Annotated in this window: 14 protein-coding genes; 10 read left to right on the top strand and 4 right to left on the bottom strand. The window is 71.6% G+C overall.

Annotation, left to right across the window (positions count from 1 at the left end):
- The coding region (locus SM757_RS23475) for an MFS transporter (RefSeq protein WP_322467255.1) at nt 1–1,041 on the bottom strand (1,041 nt) is incomplete at its 3' end.
- Between the two features lie 135 nt (nt 1,042–1,176).
- On the opposite strand from SM757_RS23475, the gene SM757_RS23470 reads away from it, so the two are divergent.
- Complete coding sequence (locus SM757_RS23470; protein WP_322467254.1) at nt 1,177–2,073, top strand: LysR family transcriptional regulator; 897 nt, start codon at nt 1,177–1,179, stop codon at nt 2,071–2,073.
- Between the two features lie 18 nt (nt 2,074–2,091).
- Here the strand turns inward: SM757_RS23470 and SM757_RS23465 are convergent, their stop codons facing one another.
- Nucleotides 2,092–3,039: a helix-turn-helix domain-containing protein gene (locus SM757_RS23465; protein ID WP_322467253.1), complete on the bottom strand. Its 948-nt coding sequence runs from the start codon at nt 3,037–3,039 to the stop codon at nt 2,092–2,094.
- Nucleotides 3,040–3,175: 136 nt separating this feature from the next.
- On the opposite strand from SM757_RS23465, the gene SM757_RS23460 reads away from it, so the two are divergent.
- From SM757_RS23460 to SM757_RS23445, 4 genes are all read left to right on the top strand, one after another.
- A complete protein-coding gene (locus tag SM757_RS23460) occupies nt 3,176–4,351 on the top strand; it encodes a cytochrome P450 (protein WP_322467252.1) in 1,176 nt (391 codons plus the stop codon).
- Between the two features lie 69 nt (nt 4,352–4,420).
- On the top strand, nt 4,421–4,744 hold the full coding sequence (locus SM757_RS23455; RefSeq protein WP_066335523.1) for a 2Fe-2S iron-sulfur cluster-binding protein: 324 nt from the start codon (nt 4,421–4,423) through the stop codon (nt 4,742–4,744).
- Nucleotides 4,741–6,000 (top strand): NAD(P)/FAD-dependent oxidoreductase, encoded by a 1,260-nt coding sequence (locus tag SM757_RS23450; RefSeq protein WP_322467251.1) that lies wholly within the window; start codon nt 4,741–4,743, stop codon nt 5,998–6,000. The genes SM757_RS23455 and SM757_RS23450 overlap by 4 nt, the downstream gene beginning before the upstream one ends.
- 311 nt (nt 6,001–6,311) lie before the next feature.
- Nucleotides 6,312–7,496 carry a hypothetical protein gene (locus tag SM757_RS23445; RefSeq protein WP_322467250.1) on the top strand — a complete coding sequence of 395 codons (1,185 nt, stop codon included), beginning with the start codon at nt 6,312–6,314 and terminating at the stop codon, nt 7,494–7,496.
- Nucleotides 7,497–7,628: 132 nt separating this feature from the next.
- Here SM757_RS23445 and SM757_RS23440 read toward each other — a convergent pair whose 3' ends face one another.
- Nucleotides 7,629–8,984 carry an ATP-binding protein gene (locus SM757_RS23440; RefSeq protein WP_322467249.1) on the bottom strand — a complete coding sequence of 452 codons (1,356 nt, stop codon included), beginning with the start codon at nt 8,982–8,984 and terminating at the stop codon, nt 7,629–7,631.
- A complete protein-coding gene (locus SM757_RS23435) occupies nt 8,981–9,652 on the bottom strand; it encodes a response regulator (protein WP_322467248.1) in 672 nt (223 codons plus the stop codon). The genes SM757_RS23440 and SM757_RS23435 overlap by 4 nt, the downstream gene beginning before the upstream one ends.
- Nucleotides 9,653–9,789: 137 nt before the next feature.
- On the opposite strand from SM757_RS23435, the gene SM757_RS23430 reads away from it, so the two are divergent.
- The 5 genes from SM757_RS23430 to SM757_RS23410 all read left to right on the top strand — a co-directional run bounded on the left by SM757_RS23430 (nt 9,790) and on the right by SM757_RS23410 (nt 14,412).
- A complete protein-coding gene (locus SM757_RS23430) occupies nt 9,790–10,764 on the top strand; it encodes a protein-disulfide reductase DsbD (protein ID WP_322467247.1) in 975 nt (324 codons plus the stop codon).
- Nucleotides 10,761–11,600: a TlpA family protein disulfide reductase gene (locus SM757_RS23425; protein WP_066335508.1), complete on the top strand. Its 840-nt coding sequence runs from the start codon at nt 10,761–10,763 to the stop codon at nt 11,598–11,600. Before SM757_RS23430 ends, SM757_RS23425 begins: the two co-directional genes overlap by 4 nt.
- Nucleotides 11,597–12,238, top strand: coding sequence for a thiol:disulfide interchange protein DsbG (gene dsbG / locus SM757_RS23420; RefSeq protein WP_322467246.1), 642 nt, complete (start codon nt 11,597–11,599; stop codon nt 12,236–12,238). Before SM757_RS23425 ends, dsbG begins: the two co-directional genes overlap by 4 nt.
- Nucleotides 12,239–12,417: 179 nt before the next feature.
- Nucleotides 12,418–13,380, top strand: a complete 963-nt coding sequence (locus SM757_RS23415) for a c-type cytochrome (RefSeq protein ID WP_322467245.1) — start codon at nt 12,418–12,420, stop codon at nt 13,378–13,380.
- 192 nt (nt 13,381–13,572) lie between these two features.
- Nucleotides 13,573–14,412, top strand: a complete 840-nt coding sequence (locus tag SM757_RS23410; protein WP_322467244.1) for an OBAP family protein — start codon at nt 13,573–13,575, stop codon at nt 14,410–14,412.
- Nucleotides 14,413–14,482: the final 70 nt, after the last annotated feature.

Here is a 14,482-nt window from a genome sequence, read left to right as displayed (position 1 = left end):
GGCCACGGCCATGCGCCGCGCGCCATGGCGGTCCACCAGGCGCCCGGCCGGCACGCCGGCCAGCGCCGCCACCACGGGCCCGCCCGCCAGGGCCAGGCCCACGCGGGCCGCGTCCAGGCCCAGCGCCTGGCCCAGGTAGAAGGGGCCCACCACCATCGTCGCCATCACCACGGTGGACACGAGCAGGCTCGTGGTGAAGCCCACGCGCAGCACCGGATCGCGCAAGTACGCCAGCCGCACCAGGGGCGACGCCGTTCGCGCCTGCGCCGCCATGAACAGGGCCAGACCCGCCGCGGCGCCCAGGGCCAGCAGCAGGTTGAACGCGCCGAACGCCCCATCTCGCGCCGTCATCGCCAGCGCGTAGGCCGACAGCGCCAAGGCCAGCAGCACGGTGCCGCGGCCATCGAAACGGCCACCGTCCGCGCCCGCGGCGCGCCGGTCATGGGGCAGGTACCGCCAGGCCAGGCCCAAGGCCAGCAGGCCCAGCGGCACCTTGGCCAGGAACAGCGCCGGCCAGCCCAGGCCCGCCAGCAGCACGCCGCCCAGCGTCGGCCCAAGCGCCGTGCCCAGGGCGGAGGCCGTGCCCAGCAGCCCCATGGCCCGCCCGGCCTGCGACTTGGGCACGGCATCGCGCACCATGGCCATGGACAGCGCCATCAGCACCGCCGCACCCAGGCCCTGGACCGCCCGCGCCGCCACCAGCAGCGCCAGCGACGGGGCCATGCCGCACAGCGCCGAAGCGGCCGTGAACACCGCCAGCCCAAGCAGCAGCAAGCGGCGCCGCCCAAGCAGATCGCCCAGCCGCCCGGCCCCCACGACCAGCGTGGTGTTGGCCAGCAAGTAGGCCAGCACCACCCACTGCACCTGCTGGAACGGGGCCGCGAAGGCTTGGGCGAAATGCGGCAGCGCCACGTTGGCGATGCTGGTGCCCAGCGCCGGCAGCAGCGCACACAGCGCCAGCACCCAGGGCACCGCGCCGCCCGACGTGAAAGCGCCTGCCGCCGCGGCGGCGCGCTCGGGGCCTGCGGATGTCTGCTCCATGAACTCTTCTCCTGACCGCCTCCGGAAAGCGGAAGCTGCCGCAACGATAGGCAGGGGTCCGACATGGCGGAAGGCGCAGCAAACGCACTTCATTCGTGCATGCAGCGCCATGCCGGCGCCGGTATGCTGGAGCGCATGACCCGCCCCGACCTGAACCTGCTCGTCGTCCTTGACGTCCTGCTTGCGCAAGGCAGCGTGGCGGGCGCGGCCCGGCAACTGCATCTGAGCCCCTCGGCCATGAGCCGGACCCTGGCGCGGCTGCGCGAGGCCACGGGCGACCCGCTGCTGGTGCGCGCCGGGCGGGGCCTGGTGCCGTCGCCGCGCGCGCTGGCCCTGCGCGAGCAGGTGCGCCGCATCGTGCAGGACGCCGAAGCCGCCCTGCGCCCGGCCGCGGCGCCAGACCTGGCCAGGCTGGTGCGCACCTTCACGCTGCGCAGCAGCGACGGCTTCGTGGAGACCTTCGGCCCGCCGCTGCTGGCGCGCCTGGGCGCCGAGGCGCCCGGCGTGCGGCTGCGCTTCGTCCCCAAGCTGGACAAGGACAGCGCGCCGCTGCGCGAGGGCGCGGTGGACCTGGAAACCGGCGTGGTCAACCGCGCGATGGGCCCGGAAGTGCGCGTGCAGGCGCTGCTGCGCGACCGCTTCGTCGGCGCCGTGCGCGAAGGCCACCCGCTGGCGCAGGGCGAGATCACGCCGGCGCGCTATGCGGCCAGCCGCCACGTGCTCCTGTCCCGCCGCGGGCAGGCACGGGGGCCCGTGGACGAGGCGCTGGAACCGCTGGGCCTGCGGCGCGACTGGTCGGCCACCGTGGGCGGCTTCTCCGCGGCGCTTGGGCTGGCGCGGCACACGGACCTCGTGGCCACCGTGCCCGCGCGCCACACCGCCGCGCTGCGCGTCGGGCTGTTCACGTTCGAGCTGCCGGTGCAGGTGCCGGAGATCACGGTGTCGCTGCTGTGGCACCCGCGCATGGACGGCGATGCGGCCCACCGCTGGCTGCGCGAGCGGGTGCGGGAGGCCTGCGCCGAGGCGGCCTGAGGCAGGAGGCGGCCGGCGTCAGCCCTGCACGCCGACCGGCGGCTGCGTGCGCTGCCGGTAGTCGCTGGGCGACAGGCCGGTCTGGCGCTTGAAGAAGCGGCAGAAGTAGGCCGGGTCCTGGAAACCCAGCTCGAAGGCCAGGCGCGACACGGGCGCGGCCACGTGCACCAGGCGCCGGCAGGCCTCGCGCGCCAGCCGCGCGTGCAGCAAGGCCTGGGCATTGCAGCCGGTCTCGGCGCGCACCATGCGGTTGAGCCGCTCCGTGGACAGGCCCAGGCGCTCGGCGTAGCGCGACACCGGCCAGTGCTCCCGGTAGTGCGACTCCATCAGCACCACCCAGCGCGTATAGAGCGACTGCAGCGCGCCCGCGCGCGGGCGCCGCGTGCCGGCCTGCGCGTCGCGCCGGTCGAGCTGCGCCAGCCGCCACACCAGCGCCCGCCCAAGCCAGCCCGGCACCGGATCGTTGTCGCCGCAAGCTTCGTGCTCGGCGAACAGCGCATCGAACAGCGCCTGCAGCCGCGCCACCTCCGGCGCATCGGCGGCCGGCGCCAGCGCCCGCGGCGCGGCGAACAGGGCCTGCAGCGCATCGCCCACGCGCGCGCCGTCGCCCTCGGCCAGCAGCGTGGCGTTCACCGTGAACACGTAGCCGTCGCAGTCCGGCGAGAAGCGAAACGCATGCGCCACGCCGGGCGGGATCACGAAGGCCATGGGCCCTTGGCCCAGGCTGCGTGATTCGTCCAACACCGCCTCCACCTGCCCGGCGCGCAGCCACAGCACCTGGTGCAAACCCTGGTGCACGTGGGCATGGATCTCCCAGTCGTAGAGCCGGCTGCGCGAGTGGATGGATTCGATGTGCAGCAGCGGCGCATTCGGCGCGCCGGCCTCGCCGTACAGCGAGAAGGCCGGCAGGGCGGACGAGGGGGTGCGGCGGCGGTGGCGGCGCGGCGCCGGCAAGGCGGAAGTCATGTGCGCAGGAAAGGCAGGGGGCGGCAAGGGCACGTCAAAAGTGCAAGCCATCACGGTACTTCGTCCACTCGGCGCGGTGCCGTGTCCACCAACAATTCGCCTGCCCCAAATCAAACAAAGCCAAGGAGACCAGGCCATGTTCCGTTTCGACCCCTACTCGCCGGCCATCGATGCCGACCCCTTCCCGGCCTACAAGCGGCTGCGCGACGAGTTTCCCTGCTTCTGGAGCGAGGAGGCGCAGATGTGGGTGCTCTCGCGCTACGCCGACATCGTCTCGGCCGGGCAGGACTGGCAGACCTATTCCTCGGCCAGCGGCAACCTCATGACCGAGCTGCCCGGCCGGGCCGGCGCCACCTTGGGCACCACCGATCCCCCGCGCCACGACCGCCTGCGCGGCCTGATCCAGCACGCGTTCATGAAGCGCAACCTGGAGAGCTTGGGCGAGCCCATACGCGCCATCGCCCGCGAGGCGGCCGAGGAGCTGCGCGGCCGCGCCAGCTTCGACTTCAAGGACTTCTCGGCCAAGTTCACCGTGCGCGTGCTCATGGCGGCGCTGGGCCTGCCCATGGGCGCCGAGGCGACCGTTGACGAGCAGACCGTGCGCGAGAACGCGGTGCTGATGGTGCAAAGCGATCCCGCCACCCGCACCAAGGGGCCGCAGCACCTGGCGGCCTTCGAGTGGATGAAGCGCTACGCCGCCGACGTCATCGCGCTGCGCCGCGCGCAGCCGCGCAACGACCTCATCTCCAACTTCGCGCAGGCCGAGATCGACGGCGACCGCCTGAGCGAGGCCGAGGTGCTGCTGACCACCACCACGCTCATCATGGCCGGGGTGGAGTCCTTGGGCGGCTTCATGATGATGTTCGCGCTCAACCTGGCGGACCACCGCGACGCGCGCCGCGCCGTGGTGGCCGACCCCGCGCTGCTGGCCGACGCCGTCGAGGAGTCGCTGCGCTTCAACACCTCGGCGCAGCGCTTCAAGCGCCGGCTGATGAAGGACGTGGCGCTGCACGGCCAGACCATGCGCGCGGGCGACTTCGTCTGCCTGGCCTACGGGGCGGGCAACCGCGACGAGCGCCAGTACCCCAACCCCGACGTCTACGACATCGCGCGCAAGCCGCGCGGCCACCTGGGCTTCGGCGGGGGCGTGCATGCCTGCCTGGGCACGGCCATCGCCCGGCTGTCGGTGCGCATCGCCTTCGAGGAGTTCCACAAGGTGGTGCCGGACTATGGGCGGGTGCATGCGCAACTGGCGTGGATGCCCTCCTCCACCTTCCGCAGCCCGCTGGCGCTGGAGCTGGCGCCGCAATAAGCCCGGCAGGCCGGCCGCGGCGTGCGCGCCGCGGCCGGCGCACCTTCCTACCTACGAGAGAGACATTCCATGGCCCTGATCAACATCGTCGAGCCCGCCGGCCACAGCGTCGCCCTGGACGTGCCGGACGGCTGGAGCATCATGCAGGCCGCCACCGCGGGCGGCGTGGACGGCATCCTCGGCGAGTGCGGCGGCTCCTGCGCCTGCGCCACCTGCCATTGCTACGTGGACGAGCGGCTGATGGCCGAGCTGCCGCCGGCCCAGGACAACGAGCTGGGCATGCTGGAGCACGTGGTGGCCGAGCGCCGGCCCAACAGCCGCCTGGCCTGCCAGATCAAGGGCAGCGCCGCGCTGGCCGGCGCCACCATCACGCTGCCGGAGTGCCAGGAGTGAGCAGGCCCCCCGTGGCGGCCGGCGAGAGCGTCGTCATCGTCGGCGCCGGCCAGGCCGGCACGCTCACGGCCGAGGCGCTGCGCGGCGCGGGCCACACCGGCGCCATCACGCTGTTGGGCGACGAGCCCTGCGGCCCCTACCACCGCCCGCCCCTGTCCAAGGCCTGGCTGGCCGGCGAGCTGAGCGACGCCCAGCTCATGCTGCGCGCGCCGCAGATGCTGGAGAAGAAGCAGATCGCGCTGCGCACTGGCGTGCGCGTGCTTGGCCTGGACCGTGCGCGGCAGCTCGTCCACCTGGACGACGGCAGCGCGCTGCCCTACGCCGGCCTGGTGCTGGCCACCGGCGCGGCGCCGCGCACGCTGGCGCTGCCCGGGGCACAGGCGCCCAACGTGCTGGCGCTGCGCTCGCGAGACGACGCCGGGCGCATGGCCGCGGCGCTGGAGCGCTGCGCCGCCGCGGGGCTGCCGGTGGCCGTGATCGGCGGCGGCTTCATAGGCCTGGAAGTGGCGGCCACGGCGCGCAAGAAGGGTTTACGGGTGACGGTGCTGGAGGCCGCGCCGCGCCTGCTGGGCCGGGTGCTGGCGCCGCTGCTGTCGGACTGGTTCGCCGCGCTGCACCGCGGCCACGGCGTGGAGCTGGTGCTGGACGCGCGCATCGAGCGCATCGCCACCGAAGGCGAAGGTGGCGAGGCCGTGGCCGTGCAGCTCGCCGACGGCCGGCGCCTGCCCTGTGGCCTCGTGGTGCTGGGCGTGGGCGTGAGCGCCAACGACGCGCTGGCGCGCGAAGCGGGGCTGGCCTGCGAGGGCGGCATCGTGGTGGATGCCTGCGCGCGCACGGCCGACCCGCGCATCGTGGCCGCGGGCGACTGCACCGCGCGGCGCCTGGCGGACGGCGGCCTACTGCGGCTGGAGTCGGTGCACAACGCCACCGAGCAGGCCAAGTCCGCCGCCGCCGCGCTGCTTGGGCAGGAGCGGCCCTTCACGGCCACGCCCTGGTTCTGGTCCGACCAGTACGAACGCAAGCTGCAGATGGCCGGGCTGTCGGCCGGCGCCGACGCCTGGGTGCTGCGCGGCGAGCTGGGCGGCGCGGCCTTCTCGGTATGCCATTACCGCGCCGACAGGCTCGTGGCCGTGGACTCGGTTAACGACGCCCGCACGCACCTGCTGGCGCGCAAGCTGCTCGACGCCGGCGTGTCGCCCACCGCGGCGCAGGCCGCTGATACGGGGCTGGACCTCGGTGGGCTGCTCGCGCGCTGACCTTCGCCTGGTTGCCCCGCAGCGCCTGGCGTCCGTTGCAAGCGGCGTTGCCGTGCCGCTTGCGCCGGGACACGGCGCGGCGCGGCGCGCCGCCCAGGGATTATTGACCCTTGTTCTTCAAACGCCGCCAGCACAGTAAGTACATACTGATTTAAAACTCGACAAGAAATTATCAAGAATTGATTTTGATCACGAAACAGCAAGGTGAGCCTTGCTGTTTCTTCAGCGGCACACTATTTTTTTCTTATGGACGCCCTTAGGGCACGCCACCATTATTTTCATGATTTGAGGGGCACGCCATGAGATTCCACATGCTCGTCCTGAGGCTGTTTGCAGCCTTACGAAATCTATTGCGATTCTTATTGCCAAACGTACCCCAAACCGCACTGCCAACCTTACTGCTTCCCTTATTACTGGCCGGTTGCGGCGGCGGCACCGAGGTGGGCAGCGTGGACCGGCTTGAATTCCCCGCCACGCTGGAGCCTCATGTTCAGGCCGAAGCCGGCATGGGCACCGTCAAATGGAATCCAGGCCATTACATGGCATTTGCCGCCGACGTAGAGGACAGCGACGTCCACGCCGGCCTTGACGAAATCCAGGATTTGCCCTTTGTAAAAGGCATGGTGCTGCGCGTCTTCTGGCGCCAGTTGGAGCCGCAAAAGGACGTCTACGATTTCAGCCGGATCGATCGATATATGGCGCTGGCCGCGGCACATAACAAGCGCTTTGGCCTGCTGTTGACCACCAAGAATTTCATCGCCGGCAAGGCCGCGCCGGACTACCTGAAGGCGCCATGGTTCGACGGCGGCGTCTTCGAGGTCGCCAAGTTCAAGGGCACCGTAGGGGACAACATCACGCTGTGGGACAGCAATACCTATTACCGGCTGGCCCGCCTGGTCAAGGCACTGGCCGCGCGCTACGACGCCAACCCCTGGTTCGAAGTGCTGATCATCAACGAGACGGCTTTTGGCCGCCCGGTGATTCCGGTGACCGATGTGCAGAAGGCCAGTTTTTACGACAACCTGATCCGGGTAGATGCCATCGCGCGCCAGGCATTTTCCCACACCGTGGTGATCCAGTATGTCAATTTCCCCCCGCCGTATACGCGGCAAGTGGTTGCAAACCTGCTGGACAAGGGCGTAGGCATTGGGGGGCCCGACGTGTTTCTCAACGACGCGGACCACGAACGGCTGGTCTACCCGCCCATTGTGCAGGCCAGCGGCAAGGTACCGGTGGGCATGCAGGTGGAATCGGATTGTTATTACGCGAGGTCTCTGGGCGGGCCATGGGATCCGCCGCCGGCGCGCGAGCTCTACGATTTCGCACACAACCGCCTGCACAGCAATTATGTTTTCTGGCACCGCGTTTTGGAGACGGCTTATCGGCCTTGGGAAAAGGTGCTAGCCATGTTCCGTTCACCGGAGTTTCCGGCGACTGGCGCGGGCGGGCTGGAAACTGCTTGCCCGACCATTTATGCACGGTGCATGGCGCAGTGAGGTTCGAGCCGGCCTGGCTCAACAGCCGGCTGGAGCGCGGCGTGCGCCCGTGCTGAGGGCGCCCTCCTGGCGCATCGCACGCCTGGGGCCGGTGGCTGGCGCGGTGAGGGCCGGCGCCTTTGACATCGCGCGCTAGGCGGCTTGCACGGCAGGCAGCAGCAGCCGGGCCTCCAGGCCCTTGCCCGCCCTTGGCATGAGCTGGAGCCGGCCGCCATGGCGTCGGGCGATCGACTCGACGATGGACAGGCCCAGGCCGCTGCCGGTGCTGCCGCCATGGCGGCGCCAGAAGCGCCGCGGCGCCTGCTCGCACTCCTGCACCGTCATTCCCGGCCCTTCGTCGAGCACGCTGAACGCCACGCCGGCGTCCAGGCCGGCAAGGCGCAGGACCACCGCGGTACCGGGCGGCGCATGCCTCAAGGCGTTGTCCAGCAGGTTGCGCAGCGCGCACACCAGCAGCGGCAGCGGCACGGGCACCGAGACGTGCACCTGCGCGTCCTCCAGCGTGACGCGGCCCGACGCGGCGACCGCGGCGTCGGCGATGGCCAGCCGTGCCGCCTCCTGTGCGTCCGCCTGCGCAACGGCTTGCGTGTGGGCCTGGCCGTCCAGCCGCGCCAGCAGCAGCAGTTGGTCCAGGGTGTGCTGCAGCCGCGCAACGCCGCTCTCGGCGTTGCCCAGAGCCTGCGCCGTGGTGTCATCGATGTCGCGGTCCCGGCATGACAGGCGCAGCACCTGCAGGTGGGTCTTGATCGCGGTCAGCGGCGTGCGCAGCTCGTGGGCCGCATCGTCGGTGAAGCGCCGCTCGCGCGAGATGGCCTCCTGAACGCGTTGCAGCAGGTGGTCCACGGTGGCCATGAGCGGGCGCAGCTCGGCTGGCGCGTCTATGGGCGGCAACGGGGTGTGCGCGTCGGCCGGCCGGTCCGCCAGCACCCGGCGCATCCGCTCCAGCGGCCGCAGCCCGTGACCCACGCCCAGCCACAGCAGCCCCAGGCTGCCGCCCAGCGCGATCACGAAAGGCACAGCCGCGGACAGCGCCACCTCGCGCAGCAGCCGCGTGCGCACGTCCAGCCGGTCGGCCGTGGCGATGCGCAGCCCCTTCTCCTCCAGCACGTAAGTGCGCCAGGGCTTGCCGCCGAACACCTGCGTGCCGTAGCCCGCTGCCGCCGCCTGCAGCCCCGGGCTCGAACCCGTGCGGGCAATCGTCTGCGGCGGCTGCCACACCTCGCCGCGCACCAGGCTCACCTCGCAGGCCAGCCCGTCGCGGCCGATCACGTCCAGCGCGGCAGCGTCGGCGGCGCCGGCACGCAGCCGCTCGGCCGGCAGTTGCGCCACCAGCCCCGCCACCATGCGCGCCGAGGCGGCCAGCCGCTCGTCCAGTGCCGTGCGCAGCTCCTGGCGCACGTCCAGGAACATCCACACCGCCACCGCGCTCCACAGCGCCGCCAGCGACAGCGCCAGGGTCGCCACCAGGCGCGCGCGCAGCGTCTTCATTGCACGTCCTCCGCACGGCCCAGCCGGTAGCCCAGCCCGCGTACCGTCTCGACGATGCCGGCGCCGAGCTTGCGCCGCAGGTGGTGGATGTGCACGTTCACGGCGTTGCTCTCGATCTCGGTGCCGAAGCCGTAGAGGCTGTCCTGCAACTGATCGGCGCTGAGGATGCGCCCCGGGTTGTGCAGCAGGGTGCTCAGCAGCGCCAGCTCGCGCCGCGACAGCTCCACGGGCTTTGCGCGCAGCCACGCCTGGCCGCTGGAGGCCTGCAGGCGCAGCGCCCCGTGCTCGATGGCGTCGCTGGCGCGCCCGCTGACGCGACGCAGCAGCGCATGCAGGCGCGCGTGCAGTTCGTCGAGGTCGAACGGTTTGACCAGGTAGTCGTCGGCTCCGGCGTGCAGGCCGGCGACGCGGTGCTCCACCGCGTCGCGTGCCGTGAGCACCAGCACCGGTATGCGCACGCCCTGCGCACGCCAGCGCGCCAGCACGCCCATGCCGTCCTCGTCAGGCAAGCCCAGGTCCAGCACGCAGACGTCGAAGTCCGACGCCGCCAGCGCCGCGCGGGCCTTGGAGGCCGTGTCCACGTGATCGACCGTGAGGCCGAGCAGGCGCAGTCCGGCCACGATGCCGCTGGCCACCAGGGGATCGTCCTCGATCAGCAAGACACGCAAGCGCAACTCCAAAAACAGCAGCAGGACAGGCGAGCGACTGTTGCCGCATTCGATGAAGCCAGCGTTAACGCCCCGTTAATCGGTGCGGCCAAGCATGCGTTGCATTCCAACGACGCCCCTTGGCGCCTGTGAGTTCCATGCCCGCTGCTCGACACCTGCTCGCCCGCCTTGCCGCCGCCTGTGGCCTGGGACTGTTCCTGGGCTGGTGCTGGCCCGCGTTGGGCGCGCAAGAGTTCCTGACGGCCGAGCAGGCCTTCAGGCTCGAAACCGTCAGCCTCGAAGCCGGGCGGGCCCGGCTGCAATGGCGCATCGCGCCGGGCTACTACCTCTACCGCGAGCGCTTCGCGGTCAGCGCCTTGCCTTCGGGGCAGCCGCTGCAGCCGGCGCTGCCGCCAGGCGAGCGCAAGGACGATGCGAACTTCGGCGTCGTGGAGGTCTACCACGGCGGTGTGGCGATGCAGCTCGATGCGGCGGGCGCCGACGCCTTGCGCGTGACGTGGCAAGGTTGCGCCGAGGCCGGGTTGTGCTATCCGCCCCAAACCCGCACCGTGCAGTTCGCCGCAACCGCTCCTGCGGCATCCGTGGCGCCCGGCACTGCAGCGCCCGCGCCGCTGGCGCTGCTGTTGTGGGGCGCCCTGCTGCTGGGGGCGGCTGCCGGCGCCTCTGACCCCTGGCGCCCGCTGCCGCTGGGCGTGGCGTCGGCGCGTCCGGCGGCCGAGCTCCGCTTCGAGCCGGTGGCCAGCATCGACGAGCTGCACGCCCGGGTGGCGGCCGCCCGCGCCGAGGGGCGCGCGACGATGGTGGACTTTCATGCCGACGGGTGCATCTCGTGCAAAGCCATCAAGCGCGAGGTCTTCGCCGACGCGCAGGTGCAGCAGGCGCTGGCCGGCATGGTGCTGCTGAGCGCGGACGTCACGGCCAACGACGCGCACCACCAGGCGCTCATGCGCACGCTGCAGGTGGCCGGCCCGCCCACGGTGCTGTTCTTCGATGCCCAGGGCCGCGAGCAGCGCTCGGCGCGGCTGGTGGGCGAGTTCGATGCGGCGCAGTTGCTGCAGCGTCAAGCCGCCGCCCGCCGCAAGCCATCTGTCGTCCAGGAGCAGCCCGCATGACGCAGGTCCTGCAGTTGGGCCCCCTGGCCTTGTCCCTCGGCGTGCTGCTGACCGTGGCTGCCCTGGCCGTGGGCCACCAGGTGGGCATGCGCCTGGGCCGGCGCGCAGGCCTCGACGTGGAACGCGTGCTGTGGCGCATGTTGCTGGTGGGCCTGGCGGTGTCGCGGCTGGCCTTCGTGCTGCAGTGGCGCGGCGCCTATCTGGCCGAGCCGCTGTCCATCCTCGACATCCGCGATGGCGGCTGGGAGCCGGGATGGGGCCTCGCGGCGGCCTGCCTTCATGGCTTGCATGCGGTGCGCCACCAGGGCGCGCTGCGCCGCAGCGTGGTCGCCACCGTGCTGGCAACCGGCGCGACGCTGGTCGCCGGCCACCTGGCGCTGCTGTGGGTTGCGCGTCCCGCCCAACCGTTGCCCGCGCTGGCCTTGCGCTCGCTGGACGGCGCCACCGTGCCGCTGGCGAGCTTCGGCGGCCGGCCCACCGTGATCAACCTCTGGGCCACCTGGTGCCCGCCTTGCCGACGCGAGATGCCGGTGCTGCAGCAGGCACAGCAAGCGCATCCGGACCTGAACTTCGTGTTCGTGAACCAGGGAGAGGCTGCGCAGCTCATCGAGCGCTACCTCCGGCGCCAGGGGCTGGAGCTGCGCCACGTCCTGGTCGACGAGCGTCAGCAAGCCGGCCTCGCATTGGGCCGGCAGGCACTGCCCACCACCTTCTTCTTCGACGCCCAGGGGCGCTTGGCCGGCACCCGCGTGGGCGAGCTCTCGGCCGCCACGCTGGCACGGCAGCTCCAGCAGCTACGCCAAGCGTCCTCCCTCACCGGACCCACCACCCCATGACAATCTCCACGCTTTCCAAGACCCGCGGGCTCACGCGCCGACACCTGGGGTCGTGCCTGCTGGCCGCGTTCAGCCTGGGCTGGTCCACGGCCTCGCCGGCACAGGGCACGGACGCAGCCGCCAGCCGCGAGGTCCGGGCGCAGTTGGGCCAGAGCCGCTGGATCGCCGACGGGCGCGACGATGCGCCGCGCAAGGTCTACGTCTTCACCGACCCCAACTGCCCCTTCTGCGCCAAGTTCTGGGCGGATGCGCGCCCCTGGGTGGACAAGGGCAAGGTGCAGTTGCGCCACGTCATCGTGGGCATCCTCACGCCCACCAGTGCCGGGCGGGCCGCGGCACTGCTGAGCGCGGCCGACCCGGTGGCCGCGCTGGCCGCGCATGAGCGCGCCCACGCCGGGCCCACGCAGCAGGCCCTGGCCACCGGCACCCGCCCCAGGCCCCTGGGCGAGGCGGGCGTGAAGCCGCTGTTCAGCGTCCCGGCCGCGGTGAAGGCGCAGCTCGACGCCAACGCAACGCTCATGGCGGCCTACGGGTTGCAGGCCACGCCGGCTGCGGTCTGGCTCAACGACAAGGGCCAGGTCCAGGCGCGCCAGGGCATTCCCGACGGCGCGCTGGCCAGGGTCCTCGGACCCGAGTGACGCGGGCCTCAAGCGCCGCCGCTTCCGGCGGCATGACCCACCCGGCAGGCATCTCCCGTGAGCACCGCCCCAGGACCACCCGGCGCTGCGCATCCCGCTAGCCGAAACCACCCCTGCGCATCGCGTTGTCGTTGCCATCGCAACAAGCTTTATTCCCACACGGACGAGGAGACAGCACCATGAAGACGATCTTGTGCATGACCGCCCTGGCATTGGCGAGCACAGCCCCCCTGGCGGCCGCCCCCGGCATCAAGGACGCCGCGGCCTACGACGTGTCCAAGCTGCCTGACGACCCCTATGGCCGCCTTGTGCGCTACGGCAAGGAGCTCACCGAGAAGACGCCGGCGTACCTCGGACCCGAGGCGAAGAACGCGAAGCTGCGCTACGCCGGCAACAACCTCGCCTGTGCCTCCTGCCACGAGGCGGCCGGCACCAAAAGCTTCGCCATTCCCTGGGTCGGCGCGCATGCCACGTTCCCGCAGTACCGCGCACGTGAGGACGCCGTCAGCACGCTGCAGGAGCGCGTCAACGGCTGCATGGAACGCAGCATGAACGGCAAGCCGCTGCCGCTGGACGGTCAGGAGATGAAGGCCTTCATGGCCTACATGCACTTCCTTTCCAGGGACGTGCCGGTCGGCGCCCGCGTCGAAGGCCAGGGATTGCCCGCGTTCAGCCCGCCGGCACGACGCGCCGACACCCAGGCTGGCGCCCAGGTGTATGCGGGCAAGTGCGCGAGCTGCCACGGGGCTGACGGTGCCGGCGTGCGCGCGGGCCAGGCCGGTGACGGCCAGGGCTACCTGTTTCCCGCGCTGTGGGGCCCGGACAGCTTCAACAACGGCGCGGGCATGAACCGGCTGCTCACGGCCGCCGCGTTCATCAGGAACAACATGCCGCTGGGGACCACGCACGCCAGCCCGCAGCTCAGCGACGACGAAGCCTATGACGTGGCCGCCTACGTGCTCAGCCAGCCGCGGCCCGTCAAGGCGGGCCTGGACAAGGACTTTCCGGCGCGCTGGAACAAGCCCGTGGACGCCGCGTTCGGCCCGTACGTGGACGGCGCCCCGGCCGAGCAGCACAAGTACGGTCCGTTCCAGCCGCTGACGGAGAACATGAAGAAGTTGCGCCCTGAGGCCGCCAAGTAACCGGGCACTTCCGCGCAGGGCCCGTGCTGCCAATGAAGCGCGCCTGCCGGGCAGGTGAAGCCCCATGCGCCGCGCGGGCGCTCGCGGCATTCCCCGGCCCGCCCGGGAGCCATGCTTGCTGCTGCGCCCCGGGAAGCGGCGCCCGCCCGGGCAGCCGATCCATTGCAAGGTCCGAATGGCGAGGAGCGCCCCATGAGGCAGTCCGGAGATCCAGGCATCCACCGCTGGCGCGGCAAGGCGGGCGCGGAACGCCGCCCGGTGCCGCGCACGGCGGCCGGCATTGCGGCGGCGCTGCTGTGTGCCGCGTGCGCCCAGGTACCGCCAGGCGGTTCGCCCCCCGGCGACGAGAAGTCGGCCAAGACACGGGTGCTGGAGGCCGGTGCGCGCTTGCTGCAGGCGCAGGCGCCGCTGCGGCCCATGGACATCTACCTCGTGGGCTTCCACCCGATGAAGGACGATCCCGCGCAGCAGATGGAGGCGCACCACTACTGCCACCAGATCAACGAGGACTTCGCACAGTGCGTGCTCTTCGACGGCAACACCGCGCAGGCACGTCTCAACGGCATCGAGTACATCGTCTCGGAGAAGCTGTTCGCGACCTTGCCGCAGGCGGAGCGCAAGCTCTGGCACCCGCACAACGGCGAGATCCTCTCCGGCCAGCTCGTGGCGCCCGGCATCCCCGACGTGGCGGAGAAGGCCTTGATGAAGTCCAAGCTCAATAGCTACGGCAAGACCTGGCACGTCTGGGACACGGGCTCCCTGGGCAAGAGCGGCGACCCGCTCCCGCTTGGGCCGCCGATGCTGGCCTGGTCCTTCAACCGGGATGGCGAAGCGGTGCCGGAGCTCGTGGAGCAGCGGGACCGCCGCATGGGCGTGGACAGCAGCGCCAAGCGCGCGGAGCGTTCGGACCTCACGGGCCTGGCCCGGCCGCAGTCCGGCGTGGACGCCCTCAAGGGCCGCTTCGGACGGCCGACCGCCGACATTCCCGGCGTGACCGATGCCGCGGCGGCCACCGCCGTTCCGGCGCGCTGACGCGGCGATCCGTGCGGCGCCCCTTGTCCAATCTTGCTTCCCGGGGACAGCCCCGGGTGAATCACCGGGC

Source organism: Azohydromonas lata, from assembly GCF_034427735.1.
Taxonomy (GTDB): domain Bacteria; phylum Pseudomonadota; class Gammaproteobacteria; order Burkholderiales; family Burkholderiaceae_C; genus Azohydromonas; species Azohydromonas lata.
The sequence above is the reverse complement of the archived record's forward strand: the minus strand, read 5'-3'. Positions and strand labels throughout refer to the sequence as shown.

Coding starts and splice junctions, on each gene's coding strand:
- SM757_RS23470 (WP_322467254.1), top strand. CDS start 1,177: ATGACCCGCCCCGACCTGAACCTGCTCGTCGTCCTTGACGTCCTGCTT.
- SM757_RS23465 (WP_322467253.1), bottom strand. CDS start 3,039: ATGACTTCCGCCTTGCCGGCGCCGCGCCGCCACCGCCGCCGCACCCCC.
- SM757_RS23460 (WP_322467252.1), top strand. CDS start 3,176: ATGTTCCGTTTCGACCCCTACTCGCCGGCCATCGATGCCGACCCCTTC.
- SM757_RS23455 (WP_066335523.1), top strand. CDS start 4,421: ATGGCCCTGATCAACATCGTCGAGCCCGCCGGCCACAGCGTCGCCCTG.
- SM757_RS23445 (WP_322467250.1), top strand. CDS start 6,312: ATGCTCGTCCTGAGGCTGTTTGCAGCCTTACGAAATCTATTGCGATTC.
- SM757_RS23440 (WP_322467249.1), bottom strand. CDS start 8,984: ATGAAGACGCTGCGCGCGCGCCTGGTGGCGACCCTGGCGCTGTCGCTG.
- SM757_RS23430 (WP_322467247.1), top strand. CDS start 9,790: ATGCCCGCTGCTCGACACCTGCTCGCCCGCCTTGCCGCCGCCTGTGGC.
- SM757_RS23425 (WP_066335508.1), top strand. CDS start 10,761: ATGACGCAGGTCCTGCAGTTGGGCCCCCTGGCCTTGTCCCTCGGCGTG.
- dsbG (WP_322467246.1), top strand. CDS start 11,597: ATGACAATCTCCACGCTTTCCAAGACCCGCGGGCTCACGCGCCGACAC.
- SM757_RS23415 (WP_322467245.1), top strand. CDS start 12,418: ATGAAGACGATCTTGTGCATGACCGCCCTGGCATTGGCGAGCACAGCC.
- SM757_RS23410 (WP_322467244.1), top strand. CDS start 13,573: ATGAGGCAGTCCGGAGATCCAGGCATCCACCGCTGGCGCGGCAAGGCG.